This window comes from Rhizobium sp. OAE497 (genome assembly GCF_040546565.1).
Classification (GTDB): Bacteria; Pseudomonadota; Alphaproteobacteria; order Rhizobiales; family Rhizobiaceae; genus Rhizobium.
In genome coordinates this window covers 2,640,314-2,660,149 of record NZ_JBEPOA010000001.1, presented here as the reverse complement: position 1 = coordinate 2,660,149, position 19,836 = coordinate 2,640,314, and the positions used below count along the sequence as shown (strand labels likewise).

The following is a 19,836-nucleotide window of genomic DNA, read 5'->3' as shown; positions in this document are numbered from 1 at the left end:
ATGAGGGGCCGCTAGCGCTGATCTAGCCGACGCTACAGCGCCGAATTATCCTGCGCCTTCAGCTTGCCCCTGGCCTCGATCATCGGGATCGCCTCCGAATAGCTGACGCAGGCGACGTCGGCCCGGTGGCAGACGTCGCTGACCAGCCGGTCGAGCGCCCGCCAGTAGGCGCCGCCGTTCATTTCGACGAAGTGGAAGCCGAGCTGAAGGGGGATGCGGTCGCCCGCATATTGCTTGTCGAAGGCTTCCTTGAAGGCGGCGTAGGAGCGCTCCTCGAAGGTCTTGCTGTCGGCGGCGTCTTCCTCGCCCTTGGAGTGGCGCACGAAGAGATTGTAGTCCATGCCGATGATCGGGCGGTCCTTGGGTCCCTCGGGGATCAGCGGCAGGCCGAAGCGGATGACGCCGTCTTCGACGACGGGCATGGCCGGTCCCTTCGTCACCAGGCTGGCGTCATAGGTGAAGCCGGCCTTTTTCTCCGCGGCGATCATGTCGCTGCCTTCGCTCGCCGAAAGGTAGGGGGCGCGAAAACCCTTGATGCCGTGCTCGACGAGATCCTGCCAGCCATCGGGCTCGGCGAGGCCGACGCCTTTCCAGGCGTTCTTCAGCGTCGCCTTGAAGGTCGCATATTCTTCAGACCAGTCGGCCGTACTCCACTGCCGGCCGTCGAAATGGCCGCAGGCATGGCTCGAGATATCGTGGCCCTCGAGATGCGCATGCCAGATATTGCCGAGGCGCTCGCGGATCTCGTCGTCGCTCTGGGCGAAGCCGACATTGGATTTTCCGCGTTTCTGATGAGGCGCTTGATAGGCTTTCTTCGCATCCTGATTCATCAGGAAGGTGCAGGAGAGGAAATAGGTGAAATGCGCGCCGTTCTTCGCCGCCATCTCGCGGCTCTTCTGCCAGAGCGCGTTGTCATGGGCGCCGTCGAAGGAAATGATGACGAGCTGCTTCGGCTGGTCGGCCGCCGAGGCGGCGGCGGGCAGGGCAACGGAAAGGGCGAGACAGGCAGAGGAAATGGAACGAAACATGGGCACCGCGACAATTTGTTTGCGGCTTTCCTGTTACAGAATTGCGGCGAAGCTGCGGTGTCGCTGGCATTTTTCCCGCCCAGCCGGTATCGAACATTGTTAGTTATCGATCAGGAATATCATCATGGCTTTGCTTGCCTTAAGTCTTGTTCTCTTTCTCGGCCTTCATCTTATCCGCGTCGTCGTTCCCGGTTTCCGGCTGGCGATGATCGACAAGCTCGGCAAGCCGGTCTGGATCGCGTTCCATTCGATCGCCAGCATCCTGACGCTCGTCTTCGTTGCCTATGCCTTCGCCGCCGCCCGCAGCGAGCCGATCGGCATGCTCTACAATCCGCCTGCCGGCATGGCGCATCTGACGGTGACGCTGATGCTGATCGCCGTCATCTGTTTCGTCGCCGGCTTCCTGCCGGCAGGCCATATCCGGGCAAAGACCAAGCATCCGGTGGTGCTGTCGGTGAAGATCTGGGCGCTCGCCCATCTGCTGTCGAATGGCGAGGCCTATTCGGTCCTGCTGTTTGCGGCGTTTCTTGCCTGGGGCGTCATCCTGCGCATCTCGCTGAAGCGGCGCCTGCGCCGCGGCGAGATCACGCTGCCGGTCTTCGTTTCGGCGAAATACGACCTCTATGCCGTCGTCATCGGCGTCATCGTCTGGGCACTAATGATCTGGCGCGTGCATGAATGGCTGATCGGCGTCGCGCCGCTGCCGATGCTCGCTTCCTGAGGAATCTCAGATATCCCCCTTACATCGGCCGCAAAATGGAGTAGAAGGCCCAACAATATGCGAAAACGCATGAATTGGGCTTTCCCTGCCGGAGACGAGAATGGCATTCAACGACGACAGCTTCATTCGTGAAGTCAATGAGGAACTGCGTTCCGACCAGATGAAGGGCGCATGGCGCCGCTTTGGCCGCTACCTGATCGCGCTCGCCGTCCTGATCGTTCTCGGCACCGTCGGCTTCAAGGTCTACCAGTACTGGGATGACAATGCGTCTTCCAGCACCGGCGACCAGTTCCTGGCGGCGATGAAGCTCGCCGACGAGAACAAGAATGACGAGGCGCTCGCCGCTCTCGACAAGCTGGAAAAGGAAGGCCACGGCGCCTATCCGGTTCTCGCCCGCATGCGCGCAGCCACGGTGCTCGCCGCCAAGGGCGACAATGCAGGTGCCGTTGCCGCTTTCCAGACGATCGGCAAGGACCAGTCGGTTCCGGAAGCCGTCCGCAATGCTGCCAAGCTGCGCGCCGGCTGGATGCTGATCGATACCGGCACCTATGACCAGGTCGTTGCCGAGCTGGAAGAGATGGCGATCCCCGCCAACGCCTTCCGTCATTCGGCCCGCGAAGCGCTCGGCATTGCCGCCTACAAGGCCGGGAATATGGCGCAGGCCCGCACCTGGTTCACCCAGATCACCGAAGATGCCGCGAGCCCGCGCAATGTTGCCAACCGCGCGCAGATGATGCTTGATAACATCACTGCGTCTGGCAAGGCGCCTGCCGCACAGGGCTGAGTTTAAGGAAACCTGATGAGTTTTACGGTCGCCATCGTCGGTCGCCCGAATGTCGGCAAGTCGACGCTTTTCAACCGCCTGGTTGGGAAGAAGCTGGCGCTTGTCGATGACACGCCAGGCGTTACCCGCGACCGTCGTCCGGGCGACGCGCGGCTGATGGGCCTGAATTTCACGATCATCGATACCGCCGGTCTCGAGGAGGCCGACGAGGAGAGCCTGCAGGGCCGCATGCGCGCGCAGACGGAAGCAGCGATTGACGAGGCGGATCTTTCGCTCTTCGTCGTCGACGCCAAAACCGGCCTAACGCCCGTCGACAAGGACCTGGCGGAGATGCTGCGCCGTCGCGGCAAGCCGGTCGTGCTCGTCGCCAACAAGTCCGAAGCGCGCGGTTCCGACGGCGGCTTCTATGACGCCTTCACGCTCGGCCTCGGTGAACCGACGCCGATCTCGGCCGAACACGGGCAGGGCATGCTCGATCTGCGCGACGCCATCGTCGAGGCGATCGGCAAGGACCGCGCCTATCCGCCGAAGGAAGACGTGGCCGAAACCAATGTCGACATCCGCCACGAGCTGGAAGAAGACGAGGATTACGAGCCGGAATATGACGACACGAAGCCGCTGCGCGTGGCGATCGTCGGCCGTCCGAATGCCGGCAAGTCGACGCTGATCAACCGCTTTCTCGGCGAAGACCGTCTCCTGACCGGGCCGGAAGCAGGCATCACCCGCGATTCCATCTCGGTCGAGTGGGACTGGCGCGGCCGCACCATCAAGATGTTCGATACGGCGGGCATGCGCCGCAAGGCGAAGGTCATCGAGAAGCTGGAGAAGCTTTCGGTTGCCGATACGCTGCGCGCCATCCGCTTTGCCGAACTCGTGGTCATCGTCTTCGATGCGACGATCCCCTTCGAGAAGCAGGACCTGCACATCGTCGATCTGGTGCTGCGCGAGGGACGCGCCGCCGTTCTCGCCTTCAACAAGTGGGACATGATCGAGGATCAGCAGGCCGTGCTCGCCGACCTGCGCGAAAAGACCGACCGGCTGCTGCCGCAGGCCCGTGGAATCCGCGCCGTGCCGATTTCCGGCCAGACCGGCCGCGGCCTCGACAAGCTGATGCAGTCGATCATCGACACCGACAAGGTGTGGAACAAGCGCATCTCGACCGCCAAGCTCAATCGCTGGCTCGAGCAGCAGCAGGTGCAGCATCCGCCGCCCGCCGTCTCCGGCCGCCGCCTGAAGCTCAAGTATATGACGCAGGTCAAGGCCCGCCCGCCGGCCTTCATGATCTCCTGCACGCGCTCCGACGCGCTGCCGGAATCCTACACGCGCTACCTGATCAACAGCCTGCGCGTCGACTTCGACATGCCGAGCGTGCCGATCCGCATCCACTACCGCGAGAAGGAAAACCCCTTCGAGGGGAAGAAGCGGCGGACTTAGTTCCTTTGAGGTTGAGCGTGCAGCCCCCTTATCCGGCTGTCGCCACCCACCGGGGTCGAGCCGACGGTCTCGACCCGTCCTTCGGACCCCCGCTGGGAAGAAGGGAACTGCCGCACTCGCTCGCTTCCTCGCAACATCAGAGATGGAATGCGGCAATCGCCGCGAATCCCTTCTTCCCACCGGGGAGAAGGTGCCCGGAGGGCGGATGAGGGGGCTGCTCCCGCCTCGCTCGCCGCTAAGCCGCACTCTTGTTCAGTGCATCCCTCAGCGCAATGATCTCGGCCCGCAGCCGTTTCAGCTGATCGAATTCGCTGCCGGTCGCATCGACGATGCAGTTCGGCACCGTTGCCGCCTTGGTTTTCAAGGCCTTGCCCTCATCGCTGAGCCTGATGACGACGACGCGTTCGTCTTCCTTGCTGCGCTCGCGGCGGATGAGGCCGGCGGCTTCCAGGCGCTTCAACAGCGGCGTCAGCGTGCTCGATTCCAGAAACAGCTTGTCGCCGATGCCGCCGACGGTCTGGCCGTCTTCTTCCCATAGCGCCACCATGACGAGATATTGCGGGTAGGTGAGGCCGAGCTCGTCGAGCAGGGGCTTATAGACGCGGTTCATCGCGTGGTTTGCCGTGTACATGGCAAAGCAGATGAAATTTTCGAGTTTCAGGTCGTCACTCATGTGGGCATCTCCAGAACCGGATGAATTTATATCGCGCGATAACTAATCGCAAGCGCTTATTTCGCATGCCGGCTATGCGTCAATTTTGATTGTGAGATAAATAATCGTGCGCGATATAAAAGCCGTGTTCACGACGAACCGCAACCGAAGAGGACAAGACGATGTCGACCATCAAGACCGCACTTTCCGCAGCAACCATCCTGGCAGCCACGACGCTCGGCGCCGCTGCCGACCCGGTTCTGGAACCGGCGACCCAGAAGTTCATCGATGCACTGGCGGGCTCCAAGCCGATCTACACACTCTCGCCCGCCGATGCCCGCAACGTGCTGGCCGGCGCTCAGAAAGGTGACGTCAAGAAGCTCGCGGCACAGGAAGAGAACCTGACGATCAAGGCTGGTCCGACCGGCGAGATCAAGCTGCGTATCGTGCGTCCTGCCCATGCCAAGGGCACGCTGCCTGTCGTGATGTATTTCCACGGCGGCGGCTGGGTGCTCGGCGACGCCGATACGCATGACCGGCTGGTCCGCGAGATCGCCAATGGCGCCGATGCCGCTGTTGTCTTCGTCGATTACGAGCGGTCGCCCGAGGCCCGCTATCCCATCGCCATCGAACAGGCCTATGCGGCGACCAAATATGTCGCCGAGCATGCCAAGCAGTTCAAGGTTGATGCCAGCCGCCTGGCAGTCGCAGGTGACAGCGTTGGCGGCAACATGACGGCTGCGGTGACGCTGATGGCCAAGGAACGCGGTGGTCCTGCCATCGATCAGCAGGTGATGTTCTATCCGGTGACCGACGCCAATTTCGACACCGGCTCCTACAATCAGTTCGCCAACGGTCCGTGGCTCACCAAGGATGCGATGAAGTGGTTCTGGAACGCTTATCTGCCTGATGAAGCCAAGCGCAAGGAGCCGACCGCTTCGCCGCTGCAGGCTTCGCTCGATCAGCTGAACGGCCTGCCGCCGGCACTGATCATCACCGATGAGAACGACGTGCTGCGCGACGAGGGCGAGGCCTATGGCCGCAAGCTCAGCCAGGCAGGCGTCAGGGTCACGTCAGTCCGCTTCAACGGCACCATCCATGACTTCGTACTGCTGAACGCCATCAGCGAAACACCCGCCGTGCGCGGTGCGATCAAGCTTGCTAGCGATACGCTGCGGGCAGCGCTGCACCAGTAAGCGGCATCAGGCGCCAGATTTCATCGGGCCGGCGGCATCGCCGGCCTTTCTGCGTGGTAGCGTCTTGGCATATTGCCAGGCGCGCTTCCATTTTGGGGCGATGACGCCGTTGGCGGCGCGGATGTTGTTGATGAACTGCTGCGTCGCCGCTTCCCAGGAATAGGTGAGCGCCAGTTCGCGAGCCCTTTCGCGCGAGGCGGAGAGGGCGGCGAGGCAGGCGGCGCGCAGGTCCTCGTCCAATGCGCCAACTTCGCCTTCGTCTCCGATGATGTCGAGCGGGCCGGTGACTGGGTAGGCCGCGACCGGAACGCCGGATGCCAGCGCCTCGAGGATCGTGTTGCCGAAGGTGTCGGTCAGCGATGGGAAGACGAAGACGTCGGCCTGGGCGTAGATATCGGCCAGTTCAGTGCCGAATTTCAAACCGGTGAAGAGCACGTCGGGATAGCGCTTGGAAAGCTCGGCGCGCGCCGGGCCATCGCCGACGACGACCTTGGAGCCGGGGAGATCGAGATCCAGGAAGGCCGGGAGGTTCTTTTCGAGCGCGACGCGGCCGACGGTCATGAAGATGGGGCGCTGCAGGCCGAAGGGCTTTTCCTCGAGTTCGGCCGGATGGAACTGCGAGGCGTCGATGCCGCGGCTCCAGGGCATCAGGTTACGGATGCCTTTCTCCGACAGTTCGCGCGCCAGGCTCGGCGTCGCCACCATGCAGCCGGCGCCGGAATTGTGGAACCATTTGACGAACGCATAGAGCCAGCTTTTCGGCACCGGCAGGCGGGCCGAGACATATTCCGGGAAGCGGGTGTGATAGCTGGTGGAGAAGGGCATGCGGTTCTTCAGGCACCAGCGCCGGGCGGTCAGCCCGAGCGGGCCCTCGGTGGCGATGTGGACATAGGATGGCTTGTGCTTTTCGATCTCGCGGGCGACGCGGCGGTAGCTGGTGATCGACAGGCGAATCTCGGGATAGGTCGGGCAGGGAATGCTGTTGAACCGCTCTGGCGTCACCATCGAGACATCGACGCCCATCCGGGCGAGCTCGCGATTGGTGTTCTCGATCGAGCGCACGACGCCGTTCACCTGCGGATGCCAGGCATCGGTGACGATGACAAGCCGCTCAGGCACCGCGCCCGGGGCGGCATTCGCCCAGCTCTCGCCAGTCAGGCTCTTCGAAGGATGTTGAAGCATATCCCGTTTCCATCCAGGCCGCCGGCTTCGGCGGACACGACCCCAGGCGGGGACAGCAAGCCGATTCCCGCGTGCCTTCTATTTTGAGGCCTCTCCGTGATGGATTTATTACAGGGCTGTGGACGTGCTCTCTCAGAGCCCGAGCTTGTCCTTCGGCACCAGCGCGCCGTGCTCGCTGACGACGCGGGCGGCGACTTTGGCGGCGAAGCGGGCGCTTTGTTCGGCGTCTTTGATTTCCAGGTACTTGGCCAGGAAGGAGCCGTTGAAGCTGTCGCCGGCGCTGGTTGTGTCGACGACGGTCTCGACCTTTTCGGCGGGCACGAGCGAGCGATTGCCTTCGAAATCGAGCGTCGCGCCGTCGGCGCCGTTCTTGACGACGATGTTGGGAGCGCCGAGGGCGCGGTAGCGCTGGATCGTCGCCTCGATCGAATCGTCGCCGAAATGCGAGGCTTCGTCGTCGAAGCTCGGCATCACCAGCGTCGAGGAGCGGGCGCCCTCGCTGATGACGGTATGCATCACGTCATAGCTCGACCAGAGGCGCGGGCGGATGTTCGGATCGAAAACCACGAATTTTCCGGCCGCCTTGGCGCGGCGGGTTTCGGCGAGCAGCGTGTCGACATCCTCGCGCGGCAGGATGGCAAGCGTGATGCCGGAGAAATAGACGACATCGGAGGCTTCGACCGCCTCGCGCAGATAATCGGGATCGGCGGCGAGCTGTTTGGCGGCGGAGCTGTCGCGCCAGTAGCTGAAGGAGCGCTCGCCGTTCCTCAGGTTGATCATGTAGAGGCCGGGCGCCTTGCCCTTGATGCGGCGGATATAGGAGGTGCCGATGCCGTGGCTGTTGAAGAAGGCGGCCATCTCGTCGGACATGGCGTCATCGCCGAGTGCGGTGAAATAATCGACGGTCCAGGAGGAGGGCATGCAGGCGCGGGCATACCAGGCGGTGTTCAGCGTATCGCCGGCAAAGCCCTTTCTCAGCAGGCCGTCGCCAGCCTGCGACAGCTCCACCATGCATTCACCGATCGAAAGAAAGCGTCCGCTCAAATCAGCCTCCCGGAAATCTCAAGCGTCTGCTGCTTACGCGCAGCGGACCGGGGTGGCAAGCCATCCCTGGGGTGGCAAGCGCACAGAACGCGCAAACGGGCTTTGAGCCGGGCCGTCCGTATTCTCTCGCATCTTCTCGGGGCTTAGCCGATTTCCGGGCAACCGCGGCGGTTGGCGAAGGTGATGCGGTCCGGGCCGCTGCGCGTCCAGCCGCGGACGGTGACGCTGCGATCGGTGACGCGGACCACTTCGGCGCGGCGGAAGCCGGCGTCGCGGGCGGCGTAGACGGCCTCGCGCGGGCTGCAGCCGCGGCGGAAATCGCGGTCGCCATAGCGGTCGCGATCCCTGTCACGGTCGTAGATGCGCACACCATCGGGGCCGATGCGGAACTGGACGTCCTGCGCCTGCGCAAAGCTGACGGGCAGCGCGACGCTGCCGAGGGTGAGAGCCAGCGCCAGGCCAGCATTGGAGATGAGTTTCAGCATGTTTTCCTCCATTTCGGAGCCCTACCAAGACCCGGAACATGTCGTTTTACGGAGGAGGAACTGCCCCGGAGCGAAAAATGTTCCGCTCCGGGGCATGCACTGGAGCATGCCGCGTGTTGCGCGCAGCAGCCGCCAGGGCGGACGCGATATCAGCGATCCATGTGGTAGCAGGCGGCCGTCTGGTTCGGCCGGACCTGCTCTGTCGGCGGCATTTCCGTGCGACAGATGTCGGTCGCCTTCCAGCAGCGGGGCGAGAAGACGCAGCCCTTCGGCGGGTTCAGCGGCGAGGGTGGATCGCCCTGCAGCAGAATGCGCTTGCGCTGGCGGGCGAGCTTCGGATCGGGGATCGGGGCTGCCGAGAACAGCGCCTGCGTATAGGGATGCGCCGGGTTTTCGAACACAGTGGCGCAATCGCCGGCTTCGACCACCTTGCCGAGATAGAGCACCAGCACGTCATCGGAGATCAGGCGCACGACCGAGAGGTCGTGGCTGATGAAGATCAGCGTCAGGCCGAATTCCTTGCGCAGTTTGCGCAGGAGGGTGATGACCTGGCCCTGGATCGAGACGTCGAGGGCCGAGACCGGCTCGTCGCAGATGATCAGCTTCGGCTTGGTGACGACAGCGCGGGCAATGCCGATACGCTGCGCCTGGCCGCCCGAGAACTCGTGCGGGTAGCGGTTGATCATTTCCGGCACGAGGCCGACGGCACTCATGATCTCGCGGACGCGCTCCAGGCGCTGGGCCTTGGAGAGCTTCGGCTCGAACACGGTCAGCGGTTCGGCGATGATATCGCCCACCGTCATGCGCGGATCGAGCGAGGCGATCGGATCCTGGAAGATGATCTGCATGTCGCGGCGGGCGGCGCGCATTTCTTCTTCGGAGAGATCGAGCAGGTTGCGGCCCTGCCAGAGGATGCGGCCCTTCTGGGAGGTCAGCAGGCGCAGGATCGAGCGGCCGAGCGTGGACTTGCCACAGCCGGATTCGCCGACGATGCCGAGCGTGCGGCCTTCCTTGAGGTCGAAGCTCACATTGTTGACTGCCGTCAGCATGACCGGCGGCTTGAAGAAGCCCTTGGCGGGCAGTTCGAACTGGGTCGTCAGGTTTTCGACCCGGAGCAGGGAACGGTCAGCCATGGATCATCAGCTCCTCGCGGCGCGGGAAGGGGTGGAAGCAGGCGGCGCAATGGCGCGGCGCCAGCGTTTCGAGCGACGGCGGGCGATCGATGCAATCGTCCTGAACCTGGGAACAGCGCGGCGAAAAATTGCAGCCCTTCGGCAGATGCTGCAGGTTCGGCGGCCGGCCGGGGATGACGACTAGATCGTCGACATCCTGATCCGGACGGGGGATCGAGGCGTGCAGTGCCGCGGTATAGGGATGCGCCGGGTTTTCGAAGAGTTCGTCGACCGGGGCTTCCTCGACGATGCGGCCGGCATACATGACGGCGACGCGATCGGCGAGGCCGGCAACGACGCCGAGATCGTGGGTGATCATCACCAGCGCCGTATTCATCTCCGAGGTCAGATCGTTGAAGAGATCGAGGATCTGCGCCTGGATGGTGACGTCGAGCGCCGTCGTCGGTTCGTCGGCAATCAGGAGCTTCGGCTTGGTCAGCAACGCCATGGCGATGACGATGCGCTGGCGCATGCCGCCGGAGAGCTCGTGCGGATAGAGGTTGAAGCGCCTGGTCGGATCAGGAATGCCGACACGCCTCAGCATATCGAGCGCCTCAGCGGAGGCCGCACGCGCCGTATAGCCGCGATGAACCTCAAGCTGTTCCGTCAGTTGCCGGGAAATCCTCAGAGACGGATTCAAGGCGGTCATCGGGTCCTGGAAGACCATCGCCATGTCCTTGCCACGGACATGATCGAGCTCCTTCGGCTTCAGCGCCAGGACGTCCTTGCCCTCGAGCAGGGCCTGGCCGGTGGTGCGGCCGTTCTTGGCGAGCAGGCCCATGACGCCTAGGAAGGTCTGGCTCTTGCCGGAACCGGACTCGCCGACGATCGCGACGCGTTCGCCACGCTTGATCGTCAGGTTCATGCCGGAGACGGCCTTCACCTGTCCGTCGGGGGTCTCGAAGGTGATCGAATAGTCTTTCAGTTCGAGAAGGGTTTCTTGTGGTTGCTGGGACATGTCAGCGATCCTTCGGGTCGAACGCATCGCGCAGGCCATCGCCGATGAACAGCAGGCTGAGCAGCAGGGCGACGAGGAAGCAGGCCGGGAAGATCAACAGCCATGGCATGCTTTCCATGGCGTCTGTGCCTTCCGCAATCAGCGTGCCGAGCGAGGTCAGCGGCTCCTGAACGCCGAAGCCGAGATAGGAGAGGAAGCTCTCCGTGGCGATGATTTCGGGGACGGTGAGGGCCGCGAAGATCACGACCGGGCCGATCAGGTTCGGGATGATGTGCTTGATGATGATCTTGAGCGGCCGCTGGCCGGAGGCGCGTGCCGCCTCGATGAACTCGCGGTGCTTGATCGACAGCGTCTGGCCGCGAACGATACGGGCCATGGTCAGCCATTCGAGCGCGCCGATCGCTGCAAAGAGCAGGTAGACGTTGCGGCCGAAGATGACCATCAGCAGGATGACGAAGAGGATGTAGGGGAAGGCGTACATGATGTCGACGAAGCGCATCATGATCGAATCCAGCCTGCCGCCGATATAGCCGGAAATGGCGCCATAGAGCACGCCGATGACGACGGAGACCAGCGTGGCGGTGAAGGCGACGGCAAGCGAGATGCGGGTGCCGTAGAGCACGCGGGCCAGCAGGTCGCGGCCGTTCGGATCGGTGCCGAAATAGTGGCCGGTTTCGAAGGACGGCGGGATGCGGAAAGCTGCCCAATCCGGATCCTCGTAGTTGTAGGGAATGAACCACGGGCCGGCGAAGGCGACGAGGATCAAAAGAACGAGGACGACGATCGAGACGACCGCGGCCTTGTTGCGCGACAGGCGGCGCAACGCATCCCTGGTGAGCGAGCGCCCCTCGGGCGCCAGGCCTTCGGCCTCCAGCAGCTCGGCTGCCAGCAATTCGCGTTTGGCAGGATTGAGGATCATCGGTTTCTCACTTTCGGATCGAGCCACGCATAGGCGATGTCGACGAGAAGGTTCAAAAAGACGATCAGCACCATGTAGAAGATGACCGTGCCGAGAACCATGCCGTAGTCGCGATTGAGCGCTGCGTTGATGAAATAGCGGCCGATGCCGGGCAGTCCGAAGACGCTTTCGACGACCAGCGAGCCGGTGAGAAGATAACTGGCCGCCGGGCCGAGATAGGAGACGACGGGCATCATGGCGGGCTTCAGCGCATGGCGCATGATCGTCAGGCGCGGGCCGATGCCCTTGGCCTTGGCGGTGCGGATATAGTTCTGGCCCATCACCTCGATCATCGAGCCGCGGGTGATGCGCGAGATGCGCCCCGCATGTGGCAGCGCCAGCACGACGACGGGCAGGACGAGGAATTTCAGCGAGCCGTCACCCCAGCCGCCGACCGGAAGCCAGGCGAGATGGATGCCGAAGACAAGCTGCAGGATCGGCGCGATCAGGAAGTTCGGCAGAACGACGCCTACCAGGATCAGGGCGCCCAGAATGTAATCCGGCGTCTTGTTCTGATAGAGCGCCCCAAGACAGCCGACGAAGACGCCGACGATGATGGCGAGCAGGAAGGCAGCGGTGCCGATGGTGAAGGTATAGGGCAGGCCGATCATGATCTGCTGCGCGACGGTGAAGTCTTCGCTGGCAAATGACGGGCCGAGGTCGCCTCTCAGGAGGTCGCCCACATAGATGAGGTACTGCTGAACCAGCGGCTTATCCAGATTGTAGTGGACGGCCAGGTTCTTCAGGATCACCGGCGGCAATGGCCTTTCGCCATCGAAGGGGCCGCCGGGAGCAAGGCGCAAAACGAAAAAGCAGGCTGTGACGGCGATCCACAGGACGGGGATCGTCGACAGCAATCGACGGAGTGCATATTTGATCATGATCGTGAACCGGCCCCTTCCGCCAGGAGCGGAAGGGGCCGTTTTCCCTTATTCTTTCATCGACAGCCAGCGGGTGCGGTGGATGTCCTGGACGTTGTCGACGAAGCCCTCGATCTTGGGCGAAACGACGTTCTTGGAAACGTAATAGTAGATCGGCAGCGCGGCGGAATCATCCAGCGCGATCTGCTCGGCCTTCTTGAACATTTCGGCACGCTTGGTGAGATCGGTCTGGGCGTTGCCGTCCTTGATCAGCTTGTCGTATTCCGGGTTCGACCAACGGCCGTAGTTCATCTGGACGCCGGTGACGAGCAGGTTCAGGAAGTTGTCCGGATCGTTATAGTCGGCGAGCCAGCCGGCACGGCCGATCTGCACTTCGCCGCGCTGCAGCTGGTCGTAATGGACCTTGGTTTCGGCATTGACGAGCTCGACATTGACGCCCAGCGGCTTCCACATGGAGGCGATCGCGACGGCGATGCGCTTGTGGTTGTCGTTGGTGTTGTACTTGAGCTCGGCGGTCAGCGGATGATCCGGGCCGAAGCCTGCTTCCTTGAGCAGCTTCTTGGCTTCTTCGACCTTGTCCTTATAGGGCATGTCCTTCCAGGACACGTAGGCCGGATCGCCGTAATTCGCCGTGCCCGGCGGGACCCAGGAATAGGCCGGCAGTTCGCCGGTGCCGAGGATCTGCGGGCCGATGACTTCGCGGTTGATCGCCATGGAAAGAGCCTGGCGGACGCGCTTGTCGCTGAAGGGCGGCTTCTGCGAGTTGATGACGTAGTAGTAGAGACCCGAGAACGGGGCGACATGCGCCTGGCCCGGCAGGTTCTTCTTCATCCACTCGTACTGGTCGGTCGGGAAGTCGGTCAGGATGTCGAATTCGCCGGCGCGGTAGCGCTTCAGCGCGGCTTCCTGGTCTTCGAGAACGAAGAACTTGGCGCCATCGATCTTCAGGTCCTTGGCACCGTAATACTGGTCGTTCTTGACGGTGGTGACGTGCGAACCCGGAACCCATTCGGTCGGCTTATAGGGACCGTTGGTGACGATGTTGCCGATCTTCACCCAGTCGGCGCCCTTGGCTTCCACCACATGCTTCGGCAGCGGATAGGCCGTGTAGTGCATCAGCGCGTTGATGAAATAGGGAGTCGGGTTTTCGAGAGTGATCTCGAGCGTCTTGTCGTCGATTGCCTTGACGCCGAGCTGGTTGAGATCGGTGATCTCGCCCTTGTTGATCTTTTCGGCGTTCTTGATGGTGAACTGCAGATAGGCGTAGTCGGCGGCGTTCTTCGGGTCGACGAGGCGCTGGAAGGCGAAGACGAAGTCTCCGGCCGTTACCGGCTGGCCATCGGACCACTTGATGCCGTCACGAAGCTTGAAGGTGTAGACCTTGCCGTCGTCGGAGACTTTCCAGCTTTCGGCCTGGCCGGGAATCGGATTGTCCTTGGCGTCTTCGGTCACGAGACCTTCAAAAATGTCGCCGGCGATACGGTTTTCCCAGTCGCCGGAGAGCTTCTGCGGGTCGAGCGACGTCGGGTCGCCGCCGTTATGGATGTTGATCGTGGCCGCGTGGGCCGAGAAAGCCAGCAATGTGCCAAACATTGCAGAGGCTAGAATTTTTTTCGTTATATGGTTCATGGTTGGGCCACCTTTCCAGGCTTTGTCGCCTGTTTTTAGTCATTTGTTCCCGGTTTTGACCTGTTACGTGCAGGTCAACGCGCACCTTATCGCAAAGGTTTGGCGTTGCAACCCCCCTTGCAGAGGGGTCGCTAAGGGTGTGGACAAGCCTATATGCGGCGCGAATTTGCCTTTCCGCGTCTACCCCAGAATAGGCTGTTAACGCAGTTGTTTTTTGTTTTCACGGCTTTAGTCTGTCCGCAATCAGACTATTCGGAGAGAGCATTCATGGCAGGCAAGACGGCGGACTGGTGGCGGGGCGCGGTAATCTATCAGGTCTATCCACGCTCTTTTCAGGATACGAATGGCGATGGTCTCGGTGACCTCAAGGGAATAACCCGCCGCCTGCCGCATATTGCCAACCTCGGCGTCGACGCGATCTGGCTGTCGCCCTTCTTCAAGTCGCCGATGGCCGACATGGGCTACGACGTCTCGGATTATTGCGATGTCGATCCGATCTTCGGCACGCTCGAAGATTTCGACGAGATGATGAGGGCGGCGCATGCGCTGGGCCTGAAGATCATCATCGACCAGGTGATCTCGCATACATCCGACCAGCACCCCTGGTTCATCGAGAGCCGGGCGAGCCGGAACAATCCGAAATCCGACTGGTATGTCTGGGCCGATCCGAAGCGCGACGGCACGGCGCCGAACAACTGGCTGTCGATCTTCGGCGGACCGGGCTGGGAATGGGACGGCGTGCGCCGCCAATATTATCAGCACAACTTCCTGACCTCGCAGCCCGACCTCAATTTCCACAGCAAGGAGGTTCAGGACGCGGTGCTGAAGACGGTGAAATTCTGGCTCGACCGTGGCGTCGACGGCTTCCGCCTCGATACGGTCAACTATTACTTCTGCGACAAGCTGTTGCGCGACAACCCTGCGCACGAGCCGGACGAGAGCGACGCCGGGCTTGATGCGCCTGACAGCAATCCCTACGGCATGCAGAATCACCTCTACGACAAGACGCAGCCGGAGAATATCGACTTCCTGAAGCGCTTCCGGGCGCTGCTCGACCAGTACGAGGACCGCACGACGGTTGGCGAAGTGGGCGATGGCGCCCGCTCGCTGAAGACGGTGGCCGCCTATGTCAGCGGCGGCGACAAGCTGCACATGTGCTATACGTTCGACCTGCTCGGACCGGATTTCACCGCCGCCCATATCCGCAATTGCGTCGATACGTTCCAGCGGATGGTGAAGGACGGGTGGGTCTGCTGGGCCTTCTCCAACCACGACGTCAACCGCCATGTCAGCCGCTTCGCCAAGACCGAGGCCGAGCGTCCCGTCATCGCCAAGCTGGCGATCTCCGTTCTGGCGGCGCTGCGCGGCTCGATCTGCCTCTACCAGGGCGAGGAACTCGGCCTTCCCGAGGCGGAACTCGCCTTCGAGGACCTGCGTGACCCCTACGGCATCCGCTTCTGGCCGGCCTTCAAGGGCCGCGACGGATGCCGCACGCCGATGCCCTGGGAGGCCGCCAAGGCGCATGCAGGCTTCACCTCGGCCGAGAAAAGCTGGCTGCCGGTGCCTTATGAGCAGGCAGCGCTATCGGTCGATGCGCAGCAGACGGACAGCAACTCGGTTCTGACGCACTACCGCCAGACGCTCGAATTCCGCAAACAGCATCCGGCCCTGATCGACGGCGACATGGAGTTCATCGGCACCAACCAGGACCTCCTGGCTTTCACCCGCCAGAAGGGCGAGGAGAAGCTGCTCTTCGTCTTCAACCTGACGCGCGAGGCGGCGGAGTTCAAATTGCCTGCGGGCGTGAAGGTCGCCGGTGCGGTCGCCGTGCCGGGGCTGAAGGGCGAGGTGTCGGGTGGGGCGATCAGGCTTGGGCCGCTCAGCGGGTATTGCGGAGCGCTTGGCTGATCAGGCGGCGGACGGGCGCTTGGTCGTCTGGTCTCCGCGGCCGGTGATCAGCCCTTCGATCGAAATGTCCTCGTCGAGTTCATCCCAATGGAGGCCCATCGGGCTGATCTCGATAGCGGCGCGCTGTGCGGCAGTTGCCGATAGCAGGCGCGGAAACCAGGCGAGCGGCACGCCGAGCGTGCGGCCGTCGTCGAGCGCGACCCACATGGTGCTTTCGTCGAAGCTGACCTCAGTTGCTGAAATGCTCATGCCAGGCTCTCTCGATGGCTGGTTTGTTCTTCGCCACTTCTCGAATGATATCAGCTAGCTCCCTCGGATTGAAGCCTTTGCTCTCGGCAATCCCGATTGCCGGCGAAAGCCATACTTTCGCTTCGCCATCCGGTCCGCGGACATGAATGTGGAGCGGCTCGCGCGGATCGCCTTCGTTTGAATAGAAGAAAAACTTCAAGCTTCCGGATCTGAAGACGACAGGCATCGCTCACCCAATCAGCATGAAGCGATCGACATCCACCATGCCCTTATCCGAAATCTTCAGGTGCGGGATGACCGGGAGCGGCAGGAAGGCGACCTGGAGGAAGGGCTCTTCGAGAGTCGTTCCAAGGGCATAGGCCGCTTTTCTCAAGTGATGCAGCGTGTCGCGGACGCTCTCGTAGGGCTCGAGGCTCATCAGGCCGGCGACGGGGAGCGGGATTTCGCCGGTGACCTTGCCGTCCTCGACGACGACGAAGCCGCCCTTGATTTCGCCGAGGCGGTTGGCCGCAAGCGCCATGTCGTCCTCGTTGACGCCGACGACGCAGATATTGTGGCTGTCATGGCCGACGGTGGAGGCGATCGCGCCCTTCTTCAGCCCGAAACCCTGGACGAAGCCGTTGGCGTGGTTGCCGTTCTTGCCGTGGCGCTCGATGACGGCGACCTTGATGATGTCGTTTGCGAGATCGAGGTCGGTCTGGTTGCCCTTGACGGGAAGGCGGTAGCGGCGGTGCTCGGTGATGATCTTGCCGGGCATGACGCCGATGACCGGCGTTTCGCCTTCGGCAACCGGGACGCCGAAATGCATGGCCTGGACGGGGCGGGCCTTGACGCTGTCGAGGCCGACGGGGGCGACCGGTTTGCGGGTGGCAAACAGGGCGTCGGTGACGCGCCGGCCGGCGGCGAAGACCATCTCGGCCTTGCAGTTTTCGAGACTGTCGATGACGGCGAGATCGGCGCGCCAGCCGGGCGCCACGAGGCCGCGGTCTCGCAGACCGAAGGCGCGGGCGGCGGAGATCGAGGCGGCGCGGTAGACGGCGAGGGGCTCGACGCCGTTGGCGATCGCCGTGCGGATCATGTAGTCGAGATGGCCCTGTTCGGCAATATCGAGCGGATTGCGGTCGTCGGTGCAGAGCGCGAGGTAAGGTGAGAGACGTTCGGTAATGATCGGCAGCAGGGCGTGGAGATCCTTCGAAACCGAGCCTTCGCGCACCAGGATATGCATGCCCTTGCGGATCTTTTCGAGCGCTTCCCCGGCGGTGGTGCATTCATGCTCGGTGCGGATGCCGGCCGAGAGATAGCCGTTGAGATTGGTGCCGCTCAGCAGCGGCGCGTGGCCATCGATATGGCCGCCCTGGAACGCTTCGAGCTTGGCGAGGCAGATCGGGTCCTTGTGGATGACGCCTGGGAAATTCATGAATTCGGCAAGACCGATGACCTTCGGGTGATCGCGGAAGGGCAGGAGCTTTTCGATCGGCAGATCGGCGCCGGCGGTTTCCAGATGGGTCGCGGGAACGCAGGAGGAGAGCTGGACGCGGATGTCCATGATCGTCTCGAGCGCGGAATCCAGGAAGAAGCGGATGCCGTCCTCGCCGATGACATTGGCGATCTCGTGCGGATCGCAGATCACCGTCGTGACGCCATAGGGCAGGACGCAGCGGTCGAATTCATGCGGGGTGACGAGCGAGGATTCGATGTGGAGATGCGTGTCGATGAAACCGGGGACGACGATCTTGCCGGAGATGTCGATCTCCTCGACGCCCTGATAATCGGCGCAGGTGCCGACGATGCGGTCACCGGAGATGGCAATGTCGGAGGAGACGAGTTCGCCGGTGACGAGATCGAAGAAGCGGCCGCCCTTCAGGACGATGTCCGCCGGGATGCGGCCGGTGCCCTGGTCGATCATCGTTTCGAGACGTTTGGTCATGGCGGCTTCCTCGTACTGAATCGGTTGCCTAGCCTAAACGTTCTCCGGCGCGACGGGGAGAGGCGTTCACGCGATGTCGGCCCTGACATTGGCGCCGCAGAGGATGGTGGCGACGGTGACGCCTTCCAGCGCCTCACCATGCCGGATGAGGCCGGCGAGACCGGCGGCTCCGGCCTCCTCGACGACGAGGCCGTAGTGCAGGCGGCAGAAATCGCGCGCCGCGCTGATGTCGGCCTCGCTGACCTCCCAGACGTCGTCGACGGTCGCCTCCATGCAGTCGAGCGCATAGGGCACGCATTCGCGCACGGCGATGCCGTCGGCGGCGGTCGCCGCCGTTTCGGTCGAGACGGGATGACCGGTTTCCCAGGAGCGCTTCATCGCCGGGGCATTCGAGGCGACGATGCCGATGACCTTGCATTCCGGCGCATGCGCCCTGATCCAGGTGCCGACGCCCGTCAGGAGCGCGCCGTTGCCGAGCGGCACGACGATGGCATCGAGGCGGACGGCGCTTCGGGCGAGCTGTTCGGTGACCTCCAGCGCGATGGTGCCGGCGCCCTCGGCGATCGTCCTCAACGCGCCGTCTTCCACGAAGGGGCAGTCATGCTCCTCAGCGTAACGGCGGGCGGCGGCCTTGGCGGCGTCGAAATCGGCTCCCTCCAGCCGCACTTCGGCGCCGAGCTTTCGCATCGCGTCGACCTTGCCGGGATTGGCGGTCGTGGCGGAGAAGATGACGACGCGGCGGCCCCGCGCCCGCCCGGCATAGGCGAGGCCCTGGCCGAAATTTCCCGCCGAGGCGGAGACGATCGGGGTGTCGCCCGGCGGCTCGTTGTGCAGCCACCAGCTGGTGCCGCGGCCCTTGAACGAGCGGATCGGATTGAGCGTCTCGATCTTGGCGAAGAGCCGGAGGCCGAGGGCGGCGTTGGCGCTTTGCTGCTCGATGAGCGGACTGTTGAGGAAAACGGGATCGATCGCCTTGTATGCGGCGAGAATACCATCGGCGGAGGGGTGTTGCTGGCTGTTCGTCATGCGATAAGGATGCCAGTGAAAACTTGCGAATAATCCCGTATTCTCTTCACTGGGCGGGAGTATTTCCTGATTTTCGAGATTTTGTGGGAATTTCTATCATGACGCTGACCAAGGCGGATCGCGAGATCCTCAAGCTGATGCAGCAGGATGCGACGATCACGCTGGCGGCGCTGTCCGAGCGCGTCGGGCTTTCGCAATCCTCGACGCAGCGGCGGCTGCAGAAACTCCGGGACGACAAGGTGATCCTCCGCGACGTCTCCGTCGTCGATCCCAAGGCGATCGGCTCGGCGGTTTCGATGCTGGTCGAGGTGGAGCTGGAGCGCGACCGGCCGGAACTGCTGCAGCCGTTCATGCGCTGGATCGCCGAGACGCCGGAAGTGCAGGAGGCGTGGTGCACGTCGGGGCGGGGCGACTATACGCTGGTGATCCTGGCGCAGTCGGTGGAGCATTTCGATGTGCTGGCCGACCGGATGATGGAGCTCAACCGCAACATCCGCAAGTTCACGACGAGCGTCGTCCTGAAGACGCTGAAGCGGACGCTTGCCGTGCATATCGACTAGGACCGGCTCAGCCTGAACGGAATGCCGATTGCTCCTGGCTGC

At 62.9% G+C, this 19,836-nt stretch carries 20 protein-coding genes; 6 read left to right on the top strand and 14 right to left on the bottom strand.

From position 1 onward, the window contains the following. Positions 1 to 32 precede the first annotated feature (32 nt). Entirely contained in the window at positions 33 to 1,028 is a 996-nt protein-coding gene (locus ABIE40_RS13630) for a polysaccharide deacetylase family protein (protein WP_199627293.1), read from the bottom strand. A gap of 124 nt (positions 1,029 to 1,152) precedes the next feature. On the opposite strand from ABIE40_RS13630, the gene ABIE40_RS13625 reads away from it, so the two are divergent. The 3 genes from ABIE40_RS13625 (at position 1,153) to der (ending at position 3,967) form a co-directional block, all read left to right on the top strand. Continuing rightward, a complete protein-coding gene (locus ABIE40_RS13625; RefSeq protein ID WP_199627291.1) occupies positions 1,153 to 1,749 on the top strand; it encodes an NnrU family protein in 597 nt (198 codons plus the stop codon). 100 nt (positions 1,750 to 1,849) lie between these two features. Continuing rightward, on the top strand, positions 1,850 to 2,533 hold the full coding sequence (locus ABIE40_RS13620; protein WP_199627284.1) for a tetratricopeptide repeat protein: 684 nt from the start codon (positions 1,850 to 1,852) through the stop codon (positions 2,531 to 2,533). Between the two features lie 15 nt (positions 2,534 to 2,548). Continuing rightward, a complete protein-coding gene (der, locus tag ABIE40_RS13615; RefSeq protein WP_130277765.1) occupies positions 2,549 to 3,967 on the top strand; it encodes a ribosome biogenesis GTPase Der in 1,419 nt (472 codons plus the stop codon). Between the two features lie 235 nt (positions 3,968 to 4,202). Here der and ABIE40_RS13610 read toward each other — a convergent pair whose 3' ends face one another. Then, positions 4,203 to 4,640, bottom strand: coding sequence for a MarR family winged helix-turn-helix transcriptional regulator (locus ABIE40_RS13610; protein ID WP_112719425.1), 438 nt, complete (start codon positions 4,638 to 4,640; stop codon positions 4,203 to 4,205). 161 nt (positions 4,641 to 4,801) lie between these two features. Here ABIE40_RS13610 and ABIE40_RS13605 point away from each other — a divergent pair, with 161 nt between their 5' ends. Further along, positions 4,802 to 5,815, top strand: coding sequence for an alpha/beta hydrolase (locus ABIE40_RS13605; RefSeq protein ID WP_199627282.1), 1,014 nt, complete (start codon positions 4,802 to 4,804; stop codon positions 5,813 to 5,815). 6 nt (positions 5,816 to 5,821) lie between these two features. On the opposite strand, the gene ABIE40_RS13600 is transcribed toward ABIE40_RS13605, so the two are convergent. The 8 genes from ABIE40_RS13600 to ABIE40_RS13565 form a co-directional block, all read right to left on the bottom strand. Next, positions 5,822 to 6,997 carry a glycosyltransferase family 4 protein gene (locus ABIE40_RS13600; protein ID WP_199627280.1) on the bottom strand — a complete coding sequence of 392 codons (1,176 nt, stop codon included), beginning with the start codon at positions 6,995 to 6,997 and terminating at the stop codon, positions 5,822 to 5,824. A 132-nt stretch (positions 6,998 to 7,129) separates the two neighbouring features. Beyond that, complete coding sequence (locus tag ABIE40_RS13595; protein WP_199627278.1) at positions 7,130 to 8,041, bottom strand: sugar kinase; 912 nt, start codon at positions 8,039 to 8,041, stop codon at positions 7,130 to 7,132. A gap of 143 nt (positions 8,042 to 8,184) precedes the next feature. After that, positions 8,185 to 8,526, bottom strand: a complete 342-nt coding sequence (locus ABIE40_RS13590; protein WP_199627276.1) for a hypothetical protein — start codon at positions 8,524 to 8,526, stop codon at positions 8,185 to 8,187. 149 nt (positions 8,527 to 8,675) lie between these two features. After that, the gene (locus tag ABIE40_RS13585) at positions 8,676 to 9,659 is read right to left on the bottom strand and encodes an ABC transporter ATP-binding protein (RefSeq protein ID WP_199627274.1); all 984 of its coding nucleotides are present in this window, start codon (positions 9,657 to 9,659) and stop codon (positions 8,676 to 8,678) included. Next, the gene (locus ABIE40_RS13580; RefSeq protein WP_199627265.1) at positions 9,652 to 10,656 is read right to left on the bottom strand and encodes an ABC transporter ATP-binding protein; all 1,005 of its coding nucleotides are present in this window, start codon (positions 10,654 to 10,656) and stop codon (positions 9,652 to 9,654) included. Before ABIE40_RS13580 ends, ABIE40_RS13585 begins: the two co-directional genes overlap by 8 nt. Position 10,657: 1 nt before the next feature. Continuing rightward, positions 10,658 to 11,575 (bottom strand): ABC transporter permease, encoded by a 918-nt coding sequence (locus tag ABIE40_RS13575; RefSeq protein WP_130277771.1) that lies wholly within the window; start codon positions 11,573 to 11,575, stop codon positions 10,658 to 10,660. Next, positions 11,572 to 12,495: an ABC transporter permease subunit gene (locus ABIE40_RS13570; protein ID WP_199627263.1), complete on the bottom strand. Its 924-nt coding sequence runs from the start codon at positions 12,493 to 12,495 to the stop codon at positions 11,572 to 11,574. The genes ABIE40_RS13575 and ABIE40_RS13570 overlap by 4 nt, the downstream gene beginning before the upstream one ends. A gap of 48 nt (positions 12,496 to 12,543) precedes the next feature. Continuing rightward, positions 12,544 to 14,124 (bottom strand): peptide ABC transporter substrate-binding protein, encoded by a 1,581-nt coding sequence (locus ABIE40_RS13565; RefSeq protein ID WP_199627261.1) that lies wholly within the window; start codon positions 14,122 to 14,124, stop codon positions 12,544 to 12,546. A 267-nt stretch (positions 14,125 to 14,391) separates the two neighbouring features. On the opposite strand from ABIE40_RS13565, the gene bglA reads away from it, so the two are divergent. Further along, positions 14,392 to 16,032 carry a beta-galactosidase BglA gene (gene bglA, locus ABIE40_RS13560; RefSeq protein WP_199627259.1) on the top strand — a complete coding sequence of 547 codons (1,641 nt, stop codon included), beginning with the start codon at positions 14,392 to 14,394 and terminating at the stop codon, positions 16,030 to 16,032. Here the strand turns inward: bglA and ABIE40_RS13555 are convergent, their stop codons facing one another. The 4 genes from ABIE40_RS13555 to ABIE40_RS13540 all read right to left on the bottom strand — a co-directional run bounded on the left by ABIE40_RS13555 (position 16,033) and on the right by ABIE40_RS13540 (position 19,234). Continuing rightward, positions 16,033 to 16,281 carry a DUF2442 domain-containing protein gene (locus tag ABIE40_RS13555; RefSeq protein ID WP_199627257.1) on the bottom strand — a complete coding sequence of 83 codons (249 nt, stop codon included), beginning with the start codon at positions 16,279 to 16,281 and terminating at the stop codon, positions 16,033 to 16,035. Then, the gene (locus tag ABIE40_RS13550; RefSeq protein ID WP_354541029.1) at positions 16,262 to 16,480 is read right to left on the bottom strand and encodes a DUF4160 domain-containing protein; all 219 of its coding nucleotides are present in this window, start codon (positions 16,478 to 16,480) and stop codon (positions 16,262 to 16,264) included. Before ABIE40_RS13550 ends, ABIE40_RS13555 begins: the two co-directional genes overlap by 20 nt. A gap of 30 nt (positions 16,481 to 16,510) precedes the next feature. Next, a complete protein-coding gene (gene ade, locus ABIE40_RS13545) occupies positions 16,511 to 18,208 on the bottom strand; it encodes an adenine deaminase (RefSeq protein WP_199627253.1) in 1,698 nt (565 codons plus the stop codon). A gap of 66 nt (positions 18,209 to 18,274) precedes the next feature. After that, on the bottom strand, positions 18,275 to 19,234 hold the full coding sequence (locus ABIE40_RS13540; protein WP_199627251.1) for a threonine ammonia-lyase: 960 nt from the start codon (positions 19,232 to 19,234) through the stop codon (positions 18,275 to 18,277). A gap of 98 nt (positions 19,235 to 19,332) precedes the next feature. Here ABIE40_RS13540 and ABIE40_RS13535 point away from each other — a divergent pair, with 98 nt between their 5' ends. Further along, positions 19,333 to 19,794: an Lrp/AsnC family transcriptional regulator gene (locus ABIE40_RS13535; RefSeq protein WP_199627249.1), complete on the top strand. Its 462-nt coding sequence runs from the start codon at positions 19,333 to 19,335 to the stop codon at positions 19,792 to 19,794. Positions 19,795 to 19,836: the final 42 nt, after the last annotated feature.

Bases quoted from the DNA above. Each gene is read 5' to 3' on its own strand.
- ABIE40_RS13630 (WP_199627293.1), bottom strand. From the start codon at position 1,028: ATGTTTCGTTCCATTTCCTCTGCCTGTCTCGCCCTTTCCGTTGCCCTG.
- ABIE40_RS13625 (WP_199627291.1), top strand. From the start codon at position 1,153: ATGGCTTTGCTTGCCTTAAGTCTTGTTCTCTTTCTCGGCCTTCATCTT.
- ABIE40_RS13620 (WP_199627284.1), top strand. From the start codon at position 1,850: ATGGCATTCAACGACGACAGCTTCATTCGTGAAGTCAATGAGGAACTG.
- der (WP_130277765.1), top strand. From the start codon at position 2,549: ATGAGTTTTACGGTCGCCATCGTCGGTCGCCCGAATGTCGGCAAGTCG.
- ABIE40_RS13610 (WP_112719425.1), bottom strand. From the start codon at position 4,640: ATGAGTGACGACCTGAAACTCGAAAATTTCATCTGCTTTGCCATGTAC.
- ABIE40_RS13605 (WP_199627282.1), top strand. From the start codon at position 4,802: ATGTCGACCATCAAGACCGCACTTTCCGCAGCAACCATCCTGGCAGCC.
- ABIE40_RS13600 (WP_199627280.1), bottom strand. From the start codon at position 6,997: ATGCTTCAACATCCTTCGAAGAGCCTGACTGGCGAGAGCTGGGCGAAT.
- ABIE40_RS13590 (WP_199627276.1), bottom strand. From the start codon at position 8,526: ATGCTGAAACTCATCTCCAATGCTGGCCTGGCGCTGGCTCTCACCCTC.
- ABIE40_RS13585 (WP_199627274.1), bottom strand. From the start codon at position 9,659: ATGGCTGACCGTTCCCTGCTCCGGGTCGAAAACCTGACGACCCAGTTC.
- ABIE40_RS13580 (WP_199627265.1), bottom strand. From the start codon at position 10,656: ATGTCCCAGCAACCACAAGAAACCCTTCTCGAACTGAAAGACTATTCG.
- ABIE40_RS13575 (WP_130277771.1), bottom strand. From the start codon at position 11,575: ATGATCCTCAATCCTGCCAAACGCGAATTGCTGGCAGCCGAGCTGCTG.
- ABIE40_RS13570 (WP_199627263.1), bottom strand. From the start codon at position 12,495: ATGATCAAATATGCACTCCGTCGATTGCTGTCGACGATCCCCGTCCTG.
- ABIE40_RS13565 (WP_199627261.1), bottom strand. From the start codon at position 14,124: ATGAACCATATAACGAAAAAAATTCTAGCCTCTGCAATGTTTGGCACA.
- bglA (WP_199627259.1), top strand. From the start codon at position 14,392: ATGGCAGGCAAGACGGCGGACTGGTGGCGGGGCGCGGTAATCTATCAG.
- ABIE40_RS13555 (WP_199627257.1), bottom strand. From the start codon at position 16,281: ATGAGCATTTCAGCAACTGAGGTCAGCTTCGACGAAAGCACCATGTGG.
- ade (WP_199627253.1), bottom strand. From the start codon at position 18,208: ATGACCAAACGTCTCGAAACGATGATCGACCAGGGCACCGGCCGCATC.
- ABIE40_RS13540 (WP_199627251.1), bottom strand. From the start codon at position 19,234: ATGACGAACAGCCAGCAACACCCCTCCGCCGATGGTATTCTCGCCGCA.
- ABIE40_RS13535 (WP_199627249.1), top strand. From the start codon at position 19,333: ATGACGCTGACCAAGGCGGATCGCGAGATCCTCAAGCTGATGCAGCAG.